Here is a 14660-nt window from a genome sequence, read left to right as displayed (position 1 = left end):
TATAAACTCATTATAATTGAAAAACATTACGATTCAACTGATAATTAAAAACAAAATCAAGAGAAGCTAGCGCTTCTTCCTTTTGATTAAAAAATGAATGGTTGCTCCAATGGTTATATCAAATACTAGGAAAATTGTAATATTTCTAGCTAATGCTGGTCGAACATATGTGTTTAAGTCTAACATTTCTTCTAGCTCATCTGAACTATAACCTAAACTGAGACTACCACCATCAGGATTGTATTCTATATATTCGAAAATGATAGACTCATTCAATATAACATTGCCATGATAATCTTTAAGTGTAACCGACAAATCATATGATTGATCAAACTCATCTACAAAGTAATAAAATCCAAATAACTTGATACCATAACTTAAAGCACGGTCTTTATAACCTGTTCTTGTGTTAGAATCAAAAATGATGCTGTTATTATCTTCATTAATTATCAAAATTGATGTTAAATCTGATTCATCATTAACATCTAAAGCATAATCAACTTCTTGTTGTGGAACTGTGAAAATTGAAAATTGGTTGATATAACCACCTTCAGAAAATGCGATAACATGATAAACATGGAAACTATATTCGGTTGTGTTTATTTGATCAAGTTTTTGATATGCTACTGACTGATATTTAATAAACTTTTCCAAATCGTTAGTCTCTACGGCATCGACCATAATTTCATTAAATAAAGCTAATGATCTTTTGTTTGACTCTTGTGCGATCGTAAAAACATAAATAGTCGTTAAAAAAATGAAACTAAAAATAATGTAAAACATATAATATTTTCTCATAGTTTTTTCCCTCGATATATGCCTTTTTCATTATATATTTTTCTAGCTGATTGAATGCACTTTACTGATTTTTGGTCAACAATAATTGCACCATCATCTGGTATTGCATATATGTCGTGTCCATAAGCACGATGTACTTTCCGCATGCCTGATTTTTGTTTTTTTCTACGTCGATAATGTACTTCTATTGAGAACCCTGAAAGTAAATCTAAACCTTCTTCATAACTGAATTTATAGTAATCCCCATCAGGCGATATATGGTATTGCTTAAACTGTATCATTGCTCCAGCTGATGAACCAATAAACAGTCCACGATGAGATTCTAAAGCTTCTTTAATACTGAACTCTTGAATTCTATTCATCATTAAATCTGGTGCACCACCTGGAAAATATATAATGTCAGCTTGATTAATTTTTTCAATTGCAGTTTCATGATTATCCTGATAGTAGTTCAACCATTTTATTTGTTTTTCAGGTATTTTAAAAGCAGAGAAAGTGTTCACCATTTTTTCATAATACTCGCCACCTTTTGAATAAAACTCTTGATAAGATTCTTCATTTAAAAATTGGCGTTCAAAAAATGAAAAAGCAACGACTAAAACAATGTCGCTTGCCTTAATATAATCTTTGACATGTTCATATATATTGGGATGGTCAAGAATGCCTCTAGCTAGTAAAATATTTGCCATATTATAACCTCTTTAAAAACGTTTTTACATGGTCAATCCATTCAGATATATATCCAAACTGATGCACAAAATCGTTTGGATCCATGTCTTGAAATGCTACTTCTTTTGTAGCAAGTGAAACACCATGTCTACCTTTCGGATAAAAATGTGATTCAACTAATATATCATGTTTTTTTAATGCTTCAATAAAAACTAGACTGTTTTCAATCGGAACGGATTCATCATCATTGGTATGCATAATAAATACTGGAGAAACATCTTTTGTTACATGTTTTTCAAGTGATACTTCATCTAATCTTTTTCTTGTTATGTAAGAACCTAATAAGTTGTTAATTGAACCTTGATGCGCAATCGCTGGATCTGAAGAAATAACAGGATATGCTAATATGGTTCCTTGAATCATTTTTGGATATGATGTTGCAAGCATCGCTGCAAGGTGCCCACCTGCAGAAAACCCAACAACAAAAATTCTATCGACTCTTGGGATGTTTTTAAGTATTTTTAGTGCAGTTAATCCTTCATCTTTGACTTCAGGATGAATCAACTTTGATTCTCTATAATAATAAATTGCTGTGTGATAACCATCCTCTAAAAAAACCTTAGATACTGGCTCAGCTTCTCTTTCTGAAGTCATTTGATAACCACCACCAGGCAAAATTAAAATCATATCTCTTAGTTTAGAGTCCTGCAAATGTACTTGTAAATAATTTTTTGAAGGTAAATCAAATCTCATATAGATCACCATCTTATATTTTTATTATATTTTTGATTGAAGTCACTAAAGGTTAGCCAAAGACAGTTGTAAGTAAGTTTTGTCCTAATTCAACTAAGTTGATATCAAAGAGTCTCAAAAATAAAGCAAACGCTGAGTATTTAATTAAACGGCCAGCTGCAACTCCAATCAAGAAACCTTTTCTATTCAATCTAAGTGCCCCAGCAGCATAAACAGCTAAAGTAAAAGGTAGTGGTGTTGAAGCGAAGAAAAACATACCGATATTACCGTATTTCCTTAACTTTTCATTTGATTTTTCTGCATCTTTAGCTTTTGATTTATTAACGAATAATTTAGTGAGTTGTTTCGTAAATCGATAACCTATGAATGCGAATAATGTATCTGCAAAAACAGCAAATGCAATAACAAACATCACGTAATAATTGGAGAACAAATCTACTCTAGAAAAAATTCTAATGAGTTCTAAATCGAATACTGAAACTGGTAATATAAGTAACGTAGCAGTTGCAGACAACGTCATCCAACCGACTAAACGTCTAAGGAAAGTCATAATTTCTGGAATCATACCATCAAAAATGGAAGTTGGAAATAAAATGACCATCGCTAATAAAAACAGTAAAAAAGTAATCAGTAACGGTCTATATAATGACTCCTCTTTTATAGTAATGTGTTTTTCATGGTGTCTTCTACTCGAGTTCAGATATCTGTGCCGATATATTCTCTTAGGATTGTTGTTCATTTGTCTTCTATACATAAATATGTGATTCCTCCATAGCTAGGTCATGTAACCATAACTATTATACACGAAATAACACTTAACGACAACGCATATAAACGTTTCATTATTTCATAATAACAAAAGAAATGACAAAAAAAGTCTACAATATATAGACCTATAATTATTCAATCAGATTATCTCTTACAAAATCAATTGAAAAAAACCATGGCACTAAATAAAGTCCTTCATGTTTAATATCAGGTGGTGGCGATTCATTGATTGTTTTTATGTCATAGACTTGATAAAAAAAGCCTGTATAACGTATACTTCCACCATCATCATATCGAGCAGTTTCAATACAAAAAACAGGTCTAATACCCCGTTCAGATAATATCATATCGGTCGTTAACATAATTAACCATATCAATAAGATGCTTGACACAACAATGTACCATTTCTTTTTATTGCTCATGATTGAACCTCATAAGGGAATTTATACCTTATTTTATCATGAAAATTACTAAATCTTTCTTAAGTTGAAATTTTTGTTATATAATATGGACGAGGTGTAAATGTGAAAAAAACAATTATTGATGTCGCACGAGAATTAAATTTATCGCCAAGTACAATATCAAAAATAGTGAATAATACAGGACGAATCAGCCCTCAAACACGCGAACGTGTTTTGAAATACGTCAAAGAATCTGGATATGTTGCTATGTCTAATGCAAGAAAGCTAAGTTCTAAAAAAAGTTGGACAATTGGTGTCATCTATTCAGACATATCTTTGGTTGGATTTGAACACCCGTTTTTTTCTCGTATTCTTCAGTCCTTTAAAAATCATGTCGAATCTATGGGCTACGATATTGTTCTCATTGTTAGCAAGCTAGGTAATAACGAGCTCACATATCTTGAATGGTGCAGAAATAAAAAAGTTGATGGTATTTTAATCGTTATGGGTAACATTAATAACCCTAATATCATCGAGGTTGTAGCAAGTGATTACCCTTGTGTATCAACCGATATCGTCATGCCTAATCTACATTCAATTATATCTGATGATGCTCAAGGGATTAAGCTAGGTATTGAGTTTGCTATAAAAAAAGGACTTAAAAGAATTTCAGTTGTATCAGGACCACTAACAGTGAGATCTTTTAATACAAGAGTTCAAACATTTAGAGAAGAGATGACAAGAAGAAATTTGAAATATAACGAAAAAGATATTCATTTTACTGTCGGTTTTGCTTACGAAGATGGTTATCGGATCGGTTTAGAAATAGGTAAGAAAAAAGATAATATTCCTGATATTGTTTTGACCTTTAGTGATGTATTAGCATTTGGTTTAATTCGAGGTTTAGAAGACTCTGGTTTAAGGATTCCAGATGATGTTTCTGTCATTGGGTATGATGATATCGATTTTGCTCGACACTATACACCAGCTTTAACAACTATTGCTCAAGATACAGAAGAAATTGGATTGCGTGCAGCTAAAGCACTTCTATTATCTATTAATGAAAAACAAGAAAAAACACAAAAAATCGCTTTAGTACCCGTTCGACTCGTTGAACGTGAGACGACAAAAAAATAATTTATTTCTTTTTTGTTGACAATCATTTTAAAAACTTATATAATTGCAATGTAAACGCATACAGGATGCGCAACAAGTGTTTACTGGACATGAACCCAAAAAAACACTTATATTTTGTGAAAACAAAGAAACCGTTTTCCCAAACTATAAAAAGATTAACAACAAGACGTACTTTTACAAGGAAATCGTAGATGTAAAAATATTTTTTTAGAAGTAGGGAAACCGTTTTCTCAACAGGAGAGGTATAAATGAAAAAAAGAATGATTGTAGTATTATTACTACTAATGAGTTTTATGGTGTTTGGTAGCTTAGACAGAGGTCAAAAAATCCAAGCACAAACTAATGATGAACGTATTTTGACAAGCACAAGTACACATTTATTAACAAATGTAGATGAAGCAATTGATACATCTGTTATTCGTGTACGTGGAGCTTTTGGAGAAATTTTCCTTAATCAAGCTACATTAACAAGTGCAAACAGTGCTGTTACAATTACTGCAAATGCAATTACAGTAAGCGAAAAAGGAATATTTCCTATATCGTTTCAATATCCAGGAACAACAATGACGCTACACGTTATTTCTAAACTTGCTACAGAAACAGAATATGTTATTTATGAAGAAAACTTTAGTTATCCTAATGGAGCAATTCCTTCTTCTTTAACATTACTAAATAATGTTGGGCAACCAGGAGGTTCTGCTGCAATCGATGGAAATCGCTTATTACTTTCTCCATCTACGATTGTATTATTCCCGTCATATTTACAAGGTTTCAGCAATTATATTATTGAAACTGATATGCGTATGTCGTCTGCTGCAAATTCATCAAGATGGACTTCTGTAATGTTTAGATACCAAACAGAAAACTATTATCAAATGGCAGTAAGACAAGATGCAACACTACCAAATGGTGTTGAATTTGCTAAAAGAGTTGAAGGTAGTTGGAATGTTACAGGTACAGGTTCTTATACTGAAGCTTTAGCACCTGGAACAACATATCGTTTAAAAGTTGACGTTAATGGAACAACTGTAAAAGAATTTATTAACGATACTGAAATTATCAATTATGATGCTGCATTCGAATTTACACACGGTAGAATTGGTGTTCAAGCAGATAATGTAAATGTTTACTATGACAATGTTAAAATCACATTACCAGAAGACTATATCGAAGTTGATCAATATCAATTCCAACAAGTTGTAGATGTCTATAAACCTACTACAGGCATTGTAGCTCCTGCAACAACACTCGTCTGGTTTAACGAATTATCTCAACTTGATGACTTTAGTGCAGCGATAAGACCTGCAACAGCAATCTTTAGAATCAATGAAGACTTAGATGTTGTAGATGCATCTGGAAATGTACTGCTTCCTTTATATGATGCGTTACTCGCAGTTGATGGTAAAGTAATTCCAGCATTTTACACAAACAATGCTACGACAGCAGCTTCATTAGGCTCTACATTAAGAAACTATAGAATATTTGATACATTTATCGTATCAGATGATGGTGATGTTATTTTAGCAGCTAGAGAAGCACATAGTTTAATGCGTGGTGTACTTAATTTTCCAATGACTGATGTTGAATCTCTATCTAAAGAAGATTTAATTGAAGTAAGAAAAGCAACAAATACTGCACAAGCTGTAGCATCTATTATTCCAGTTCATCTACTTAACCAAGACCTTGTTCATTATATGCAACAAAGAGTTATGACAGTATGGACAACAGCTGGTAATGATGATGTAAGCCAATATAAAGCAATTCTAAGTGGTGCGAATGGCATTATTACTCAAGATTTTGAATCACTATTTGAAAAATATGCATCATTTGGCCCTAATACACATGTAAGACGTCCATTAATGATTGCTCACCGTGGTTTATATGCTGGTGGTTTAAGTTCAGCTCCTGAAAACACAATTGAAGCTGCTCAAGAAGCAATTGAAAAAGGCGCAGATATTCTTGAGTTTGATGTCTATTTAACTCTAGATCAAGAAGTTGTCGTTATTCATGACGCAACTACTGCAAGAACTGCACCTGGATATGATAGTTTAACCATATCACAATCAACCTTGGAACAAGTTAAATCAGTTAACTTAGTAGATCCAATAGGTGGTCGTGAAGATCTAAAGATTCCAACACTACGTGAGTTCATGACTGCATTTAAAGATGAAGATGTTGTATTATTTATTGAAATAAAACCAACATCTGATTTACTCGTCTTAAGGGTTGCAGAAATTATTGAAGAACTTGAAATGTATGATCAATCTGCAATCATTACATTCTCAACAGCAAATATTCAATCGATGAACGTGTATATGCCAGAATTATCAAATGGACATTTGACCGGTGCAGTATTAAATGCACAGAACTTAAATACTTCATTAACAAATATGTTTTCTACAAATGTTCCGATTAACTCTACATTGAACCCTAGTTATGGCGCATTAACAAGAAATTTCGTTGAAGCAATCGTTCATAGAGGTATCACTGTATGGCCTTGGACTTTAAATGAATATAACGTCATTGTTCAATACTATAATTATGGTGTTGGTGGTATTACTACTGATCATCTAGGGTATATTCAAGATACATTCAATCGCGTTGTATTCAATACATACAATCATTTAACACTGCTAGAAGATGCAACAGATATTAGAATTAGAGCTGCTATTGAAACACCAGCAGGTTTAAGTTATCCTTATATGCCTGAAATGACAATAATTGATGATGGTGGAACTGGAATTGTCATCGATCTAAATGGAAATGTTACACACGTCAATAGTACTGGTACAGCATATGCGTTCACAAAATTTAACAGTACAATGCCAAATGGCATAAGCTTCACAATCACTGGTGATTTAGTAACCATTGATATCGTCTCAGAAATACCACAAGAGCCAGGTGATGAACCTGATACAAATAATACCGCAATTATAATCGTCTCTATTATTGGTGGTTCAGCTGCACTTGGAGTTGGAGGATTCTTCGGAATTCGTTACTTATTGAAACTTAGAAAAATATCATAAGATTTGTTCGCGTCAAATTCGCGTCAAAATATAAAACGGAGGTTACTTATGAAAAAAGTGTTTTATACAATATTCATTCTCTTTATGGCAATCACTTTGGTTGCATGTAAGGGTGGTGAGCCTACTGATCCTGTCGATCCGACACCTACAGAGGACCCAACACCAACTCCAGTAGATACTTTAGCACCGTTGCTATTTGGTGTCTCTGATGTAGTTGTTGATGTCGGTGGTGAATTTGATCCATTAGCTGGCATCACTGCAACAGATAATGTTGATGGTAATTTAACATCACAAATCAACGTGAGCGGAGAATACGATCTAGATGTAGCTGGTGTTTATACACTGACCTATACTGTTTCGGATGCTGCTGGAAATGTTGCAACAGCCACAAGACAGTTAATTGTTAGAGTTGCCCCTGCTAGTGAATTATTTGTTACTAATGGTGATTTTTCTGAACCACTAGATGGCACATGGACACATTGGGCTGGTGAAGGTGGAGCATCTACTGTTCAAGTTGTTGATGGTGTTTTAGAGTACAACATCACTGCAAATGGTAGTAATTGGTGGAGTTCACAATTTTCACAACCTAATTTAGTTGTTCCTCAAGGTAAAGCATTCAAATTCCAATTTGATGCTAAAGCTGATGAACCAAGAGCAATCGTAACAAAACTAGAAAATGCTCAATATGTTGGTTATTTTGACGAAGCTCATATGTTAACCACAGAATGGGTGACTTATGAAATTGAATTCTTCGTTACAGCTGAAACAATCACTAATGGTAAATTAATCTTTGGTGGTGGCACAACAGCTGCTTATCTAACAGGTGGAAATGCATTAACAAAAGTTTATCTTGATAATGTTAAATTCATCGAACTTGAACCAAGTGAAGATGATGTACCTCCAGTTATTTCTGGAGCACTTGACAAGATTATCGACCAAAACGAAGTATTTAACCCACTACAAGGTATTACAGTATCTGATAATATGGATACCACATTAACTGTTGATGATATTGTTATCGATGGTACTGTTGATTCTTCTACTCCTGGAGATTATGTATTAACTTATACATTAGAAGATGCTTCAGGTAATGAGACAGTCGTTACACGCACAATTACTGTAGCTGATGGATTAGCTCCTTCAACTTGGTTAGTTGTTAATGGCGATTTTGAAGAAGATCAATTAACACCTCTTCCACAACCTGCTGAAACTGGTTGGGGTTGGCATGGTGCAGCATCATTTGATGCAAGAATTCAAGGTGGTATGGCAATTATAGATGTCCATACACTTGGAACAACAACATTTGGTGTTCAATTCTATCAACAAAATAGAGTTATTGAACAAGGAAGAATTTATAAAGTTACATTTGATGCAAGAGCAGATATTGCTAGACCAATCCAAGTTGCATTAGAACAAGGAACAACAAGAAGATTTGATCAAATCGTTGACATTACAACATCATGGGAAACTTATGAAATTTATATTGATCACATCTTGCCAGGTTATACTAATGGTAAATTCGCATTCTTTATGGGTCTAGTTGGATCTAATTCTGTTCCAACTACTGTATATCTAGACAATGTAACCGTTGAAAGAGTTGCTGAAATCGTTGATGAGGCTGCTCCAGAATTACGTGGTGTTGAAGATTACATAATTCGTAAAGGAATTAGTTTTGATCCATTAGCTGGCGTTACAATATTCGATGCAGTTGATAAAGATGTGACTGTTGAAGATATCGTTGTTGATTCTAATTTAGACACTGACTTAGTTGGTGATTATACAATTACTTATACTGTAGAAGATGCATCTGGTAACGAAGCAATTTATACACGTACAATACATGTCGTTGAAGCCGAAGATATGCCACAAAACTCATTCTTAATCATCAATGGTGATTTTGAAGAAGATCAAACTGCTCCTGCTGCTGCAGGTGCTGGTTGGGGATGGCATGGAGGCGGTACATTTACAGTTGAAATCGCTGATGGCATGATGACTCAAGTCATTACTAATGTTGGAACTGTTCCTCATGGAACTCAATTCTATCAATTGAATAGAGTTATCGATACTAGAGCAACTTACTTATTAACATTTGATGCAAAAGTTGAAGATGCAAGATCTATTCGTTTATCACTAGAAGCTGGTACATCCGTCAACTGGTTTAAAGTCGTTGATATCACAACTGATTGGGTTACTTATGAAGCGTATATCACAGTACCAGGCGGTGGTTTCACCAATGGTAAATTCGCATTCTTTGCTGGTTTAGTAGAAGCAAACTCACCAGCAACTACTTTCTACCTAGACAATGTATCCATTGAACTGGTTGGTTACTTAGTAGATGAAGATGCTCCAATGATCTTTGGTGTAGATGAAGTCGAAACTATTGAAGGATTAGAATTTGATCCACTTCTTGGTGTAACAGTTTTTGATGTTGTAGACAAGAGCTTAACACCACAAGATATCGTAATTACTGGTGAAGTAGATACTGATACTCCTGGTGATTATGAATTAACTTATACATTAACAGATAAATCAGGTAATGTTACATCAATTGTTAGACACGTCGTTGTTAGTGCATCTGATGGTAGTATTCCTACAACTTTCGTATTAATTAATGGTGACTTTGATGAAGACCAAACTGCTCCTGCTGCTGCAGGTGCTGGTTGGGGATGGCATGGTAATGGTCAATTTAATGTTAACATCGAAAATGGTGTTGCACAAATTGATGTGTTTGAGACTTGGACACAATTCTTTGGTGTACAGTTCTACATCTTAAACCGTACTGTTACTCAAGGTCATACTTATAGAATTACATTTAGAGCAAAAGCTGATGATGCAAGACCTATCCAGTTAAATCTTGAATCAAGTGGTGCTAGATTCTCAGCATTCTTTGATTTAGATACTGAATATGCTGAATATGTTTATGAATACAAACATGAAACTGCATCATTTACAAACGGTAAGTTCTCATTCTTCGTTGGTAATATTCACAGTTTCTCAACACCTACGTCAGTTTACTTTGATTATGTCAAAGTAGAGAGAATTATGGAGAAATCACCTGATACTGTTGCTCCTCAAATTTGGGGTGCACTAGATACAGTTTGGCTACAAGGTGAAGCTTTTGATCCAATGTTAGGTTTACGTGTTTATGATCACGTTGATAAAACATTAACAGTTGATGACATAGAATATACAGGCACAGTTAATGTTGATGTTCCTGGTGATTACGATCTTGTATACACTCTAGAAGATGCATCAGGAAATGTTTTAACTCATACAAGAGTGATTACAGTTGTTGAAGCTGAAGATATGGTTGCACAACGTATTAACTTTATCGATGGTGACTTTGAAGATGAAACACCTATTACAACTGCTGATAACAACATGGGGTGGACGTTAAAGACTGGCCCAGGTACAGGTACATGGAACCAAGCATTTGTTGATGGGCACTTTGAAATTGACATTCTTACAGTGGGCACAGCACCTCATGGTATTCAATTCTTCCAAAGAAATGGATTCTATTTAGAAGCTCATACAACATATTCAATTTCATTCAAAGCTAAAGCTGATGTAGTAAGAGACATAAGAGTGATTATGGAAAACCCATCTGAAAACTTTAGAAACCTTTCATTACATACTGTTGAGTTAGGAACCGATTGGACAACTTACGAATTAGTCATTCATAATGGTTTCACTACAACTGCTGACGCTAAGATTGGATTCTTCTTAGGTCTAATTGATGCTGATGCTCCAGAACGTAGTGCAGCTACAAAAGTATACTTTGATGATGTTGAAGTTAAACTCATCGGTTATGCTGTTGATGAAGTTGCACCTATGATATGGGTTGCTGATGCTGAAGTTGAACAAGATGCAGTATTCAATCCATTAACTGGTGTTAAATACGGTGACTTTGCAAAAGCTCCTCAACTAGTTATTACAAGTGAAACAGCTGGTCTTGTTACATTTAATGAAGGCGTATATACAATAGATACATCTACAGTTGGTAACTTCATCTTTACTTATACAGTAACTGATATTTATGGAAATGTAACTGTCTTCGATAGAGCATTAAATATCGTTGAACCAGTTATTGAATAGCACCTCCTCCCATTACGAAGGCGTTCGTAATTAGAGTATATAGAAAAAAGAATGGTTCATTTGGGCCATTCTTTTTATTTATGCAAATAAAAAAACCTTATATCTTTTTTGATGTAAGGTTTAATCTTCTTAATTATTTTGAATTTTTTTTACTGCTGCTAATGATTCTTCAAAGACTTGATCTTCTGATTTACCACTTGTTTTAACGATAACATATGGAATATCATAAACAGAACACTGAGCAGCAATTTTTGTTGTATAATCTTTTAAAAGACTTGAAAAATATTTTTTATTCTTATCAAAATTATCAATCTCTTGTTGTCTACCTCGGTTCATAACTCGATCTTCAAAGTTATCCCAATTAACATCAAGGATAATGTAAATGTCGGGTTTTGTAATTTGGTTCATATAGGCATGAAAAACACCATTGTACATGTTCATAATTGTTGGCATGTTTTTTAAATTATGTTGTGCAAATAACCAATGCTCAACTAAGTCTCTATCTACAATAAAGTGATTGTTGTATTTTTGTTGGTTTAACCAGTGATTATGAATGAAATATATTTGTAGTAACATTTCAACATTCTCTTTTTGCTCATATAACCATTTTAATAATGTGTTAAACACTTCATCGTCTTTCTCAAACTCTTCCATAACAGGAAGGTTCAGTGCTTCCCCTAATCTTTTAACTAAGGTTGATTTTCCGGATGCAATCATACCACCGACAGATATTTTCATACTCATTCCTCTTTCTTATAATTTATCAGTTGTCAAATAATCAATACCAAGTTTTTCAAACTGCTTTGCTTGCTTTTTATCATTTACTGTAAACACAGCAATCTTAAATCCTTCTTTTTTTAATCTTTTAATTAAAGCAGGTTTGACAGATTCCTTACTTATGCTAATATCAATTAGGTTTGCTCTACAATCATAAATCATTTCATCTGACAGTTTTGATGTTAAATATTGTAAAGGGATGTTTACTAGTGCTCTAAGATATTTTAAATAATTCATATTAAATGAAATAATAATAACTTCTAATGATGGGTATTCATCGATAACAGCAATTAGATCAGTGAGTTGAGTTAAATTATGGATATGCTTGATTTCTATAATAGCAGCCTTATTGTACTTCGAACATATTTCTAAAAACTCAGATAATTGAGGTATTTGCAAACCGGAGTATGATTTGATTTTTTTACCTGCTCTTATAGAAAATGCTTTTATTTCTTCAAGCGTCAAATCCATAATTTTCGCTGGATTCTTACACATATACATTAAATCATCATTATGAAAAACAACAAAATGATTGTCTTTTGTTGAATAAATATCACATTCAATTCCATAATAATGCTCTTTCTCAGCAGCAAGTATAAACGATGGAATCGTATTTTCTGGTGCATGTAATGGTTGTCCTCTATGCGCAATATATTTCATGACTCACCTATTTTTATTTTTTTCCTCTTATATATTGTTCTGGAAATTCGATGTCTATACCAAGGTCATCTGCATGGTTTAGGATTAAATACGGATCTCTAAGTAAAACTCTCCCAAAATAAACTAAATCGCAACGATTTGAACCAATTGCATGATCTGCTAACTTTAAATCAGTGATAAGTCCACCACCCATAACAGGAAGTTTTGTCTCTCTTCTAACCATTTTTGCTAGATCTAATTGATATCCAGGAAATGCATTAATCTTAACTTGGATATTGCCACCAGAGCTTACATCGACTATATCAATACCTAAATGTTTAACACTATTAATAGCTTCTGAAATTGTCTTAGGTGTAACTCCTCCTTCGACATATTCATAAGCTGATATTCTGATTGCTAAGATTTTTTCTTTTGGCCATACAGAAGTAATGGCTTCAACAACTTCTTTTAAAAACAATGTTCCATCTTTATACTCATCATCTCTTTGATTCGATAATGGAGATAAAAATTCGAAAATTAGATATCCATGTGCTCCATGAATTTCTAACAAGTCATATCCAGCTTCATTTGCTCTTCTTGCTGACTGTTTAAAGGATTCAACAACTTCTTTTATATCTTTTTTAGTCATTTCTCTTGGAGCTTTATAATCGCCACCATAATTGATTGCTGATGGTGCGATTGGGTTTTCGGTTTTTGATTTTCTTCCTGCATGGTTAATTTGGATTCCCGCAACTGCTCCATTTTGGTGAATGACATCTACAATTCTTTTGAGACCAGGAATATGAGAATCATCCCAAATACCTAAATCATGGATTGAAATTCTACCATCAGGTGACACTGCAGTTGCTTCTTGAATAATTAATCCAACACCACCGATTGCTCTTGACCCATAATGTACCAAATGAAAATCATTAGCATAGCCTTGTTCATCCGCACTATACATGCACATTGGTGGCATAACTGCACGGTTTTTTAAAACAAAATTCTTTATTTTATACGATTCATACAACATGAAAAATCCTCCTTATTTTGGACTTCCTATACCTTATATTGTAACACGAAATAGATGGTAATTAAATATTTTAATTGATTATGACAATATTTAATTCATATACTAAAATAGAAAAACCCATCATAGATGGGCATTTTAACTGATAGGGTAAAATTATTCAGTTTCTACACTTTTTGAAAACAATAAAACGGCTAGTGCAACCCACCCAGCAAACGGTAACCACAATAGCCATAAATTAGCACCACTTCTACCAACATCTCTTAATCTTCTTCTCATTAAAGAAATTGATGGGACATAAGAAAAAATAAAATATACAACAAAAATGGATGATCCTATAATACCTAACTCAGTAATTCCCATTGTCATTTCAATATGGCTAAATGTAATAAAAACAGCAAAGATAACAAAGTGTACGAGCATTGCCCATGCAAATTCAACTCTGTTTGATTTACTCTCAAAATCAAAGCTTTTTGTCCACATCAACTGATAAAGCGAAAAAGGATGATCACCACTAACCTTGTATTCCCTAACATCTTGACTCATAATAACCCCCATGATTTAATT

The 14660-nt window shown here is 33.5% G+C and carries 12 protein-coding genes; 3 read left to right on the top strand and 9 right to left on the bottom strand.

Annotated elements, in window-relative coordinates; all coding sequences use genetic code 11:
* Positions 1-66 precede the first annotated feature (66 nt).
* The 5 genes from QJ521_RS08490 to QJ521_RS08470 form a co-directional block, all read right to left on the bottom strand.
* Positions 67-798, bottom strand: a complete 732-nt coding sequence (locus QJ521_RS08490; protein ID WP_282840040.1) for a hypothetical protein — start codon at positions 796-798, stop codon at positions 67-69.
* On the bottom strand, positions 795-1487 hold the full coding sequence (locus QJ521_RS08485; RefSeq protein WP_282840039.1) for a Type 1 glutamine amidotransferase-like domain-containing protein: 693 nt from the start codon (positions 1485-1487) through the stop codon (positions 795-797). The genes QJ521_RS08490 and QJ521_RS08485 overlap by 4 nt, the downstream gene beginning before the upstream one ends.
* 1 nt (position 1488) lies before the next feature.
* On the bottom strand, positions 1489-2220 hold the full coding sequence (locus QJ521_RS08480; RefSeq protein WP_282840038.1) for an alpha/beta hydrolase: 732 nt from the start codon (positions 2218-2220) through the stop codon (positions 1489-1491).
* A gap of 52 nt (positions 2221-2272) precedes the next feature.
* Positions 2273-2974, bottom strand: coding sequence for a VTT domain-containing protein (locus QJ521_RS08475; RefSeq protein ID WP_282840037.1), 702 nt, complete (start codon positions 2972-2974; stop codon positions 2273-2275).
* 145 nt (positions 2975-3119) lie between these two features.
* Entirely contained in the window at positions 3120-3410 is a 291-nt protein-coding gene (locus tag QJ521_RS08470; protein ID WP_282840036.1) for a hypothetical protein, read from the bottom strand.
* 102 nt (positions 3411-3512) lie between these two features.
* Here QJ521_RS08470 and QJ521_RS08465 point away from each other — a divergent pair, with 102 nt between their 5' ends.
* The 3 genes from QJ521_RS08465 (at position 3513) to QJ521_RS08455 (ending at position 11647) form a co-directional block, all read left to right on the top strand.
* Positions 3513-4526 (top strand): LacI family DNA-binding transcriptional regulator, encoded by a 1014-nt coding sequence (locus tag QJ521_RS08465; RefSeq protein WP_282840034.1) that lies wholly within the window; start codon positions 3513-3515, stop codon positions 4524-4526.
* Positions 4527-4774: 248 nt separating this feature from the next.
* On the top strand, positions 4775-7552 hold the full coding sequence (locus QJ521_RS08460) for a glycerophosphodiester phosphodiesterase family protein (RefSeq protein ID WP_282840033.1): 2778 nt from the start codon (positions 4775-4777) through the stop codon (positions 7550-7552).
* Between the two features lie 48 nt (positions 7553-7600).
* Positions 7601-11647 carry an immunoglobulin-like domain-containing protein gene (locus tag QJ521_RS08455; RefSeq protein ID WP_282840032.1) on the top strand — a complete coding sequence of 1349 codons (4047 nt, stop codon included), beginning with the start codon at positions 7601-7603 and terminating at the stop codon, positions 11645-11647.
* 129 nt (positions 11648-11776) lie between these two features.
* On the opposite strand, the gene QJ521_RS08450 is transcribed toward QJ521_RS08455, so the two are convergent.
* The 4 genes from QJ521_RS08450 to QJ521_RS08435 form a co-directional block, all read right to left on the bottom strand.
* Positions 11777-12385 (bottom strand): deoxynucleoside kinase, encoded by a 609-nt coding sequence (locus tag QJ521_RS08450; RefSeq protein ID WP_282840031.1) that lies wholly within the window; start codon positions 12383-12385, stop codon positions 11777-11779.
* A gap of 15 nt (positions 12386-12400) precedes the next feature.
* A complete protein-coding gene (locus QJ521_RS08445; RefSeq protein ID WP_282840030.1) occupies positions 12401-13084 on the bottom strand; it encodes a glycerophosphodiester phosphodiesterase in 684 nt (227 codons plus the stop codon).
* 13 nt (positions 13085-13097) lie between these two features.
* Complete coding sequence (locus tag QJ521_RS08440) at positions 13098-14096, bottom strand: NADH:flavin oxidoreductase/NADH oxidase (protein ID WP_282840029.1); 999 nt, start codon at positions 14094-14096, stop codon at positions 13098-13100.
* Between the two features lie 153 nt (positions 14097-14249).
* The gene (locus tag QJ521_RS08435) at positions 14250-14639 is read right to left on the bottom strand and encodes a DUF805 domain-containing protein (protein ID WP_282840028.1); all 390 of its coding nucleotides are present in this window, start codon (positions 14637-14639) and stop codon (positions 14250-14252) included.
* Positions 14640-14660: the final 21 nt, after the last annotated feature.

This window comes from Peloplasma aerotolerans, assembly GCF_030012175.1.
GTDB lineage: Bacteria > Bacillota_I > Bacilli_A > Acholeplasmatales > Acholeplasmataceae > Peloplasma > Peloplasma aerotolerans.
This window is presented reverse-complemented; position numbering and strand designations above follow the sequence as displayed.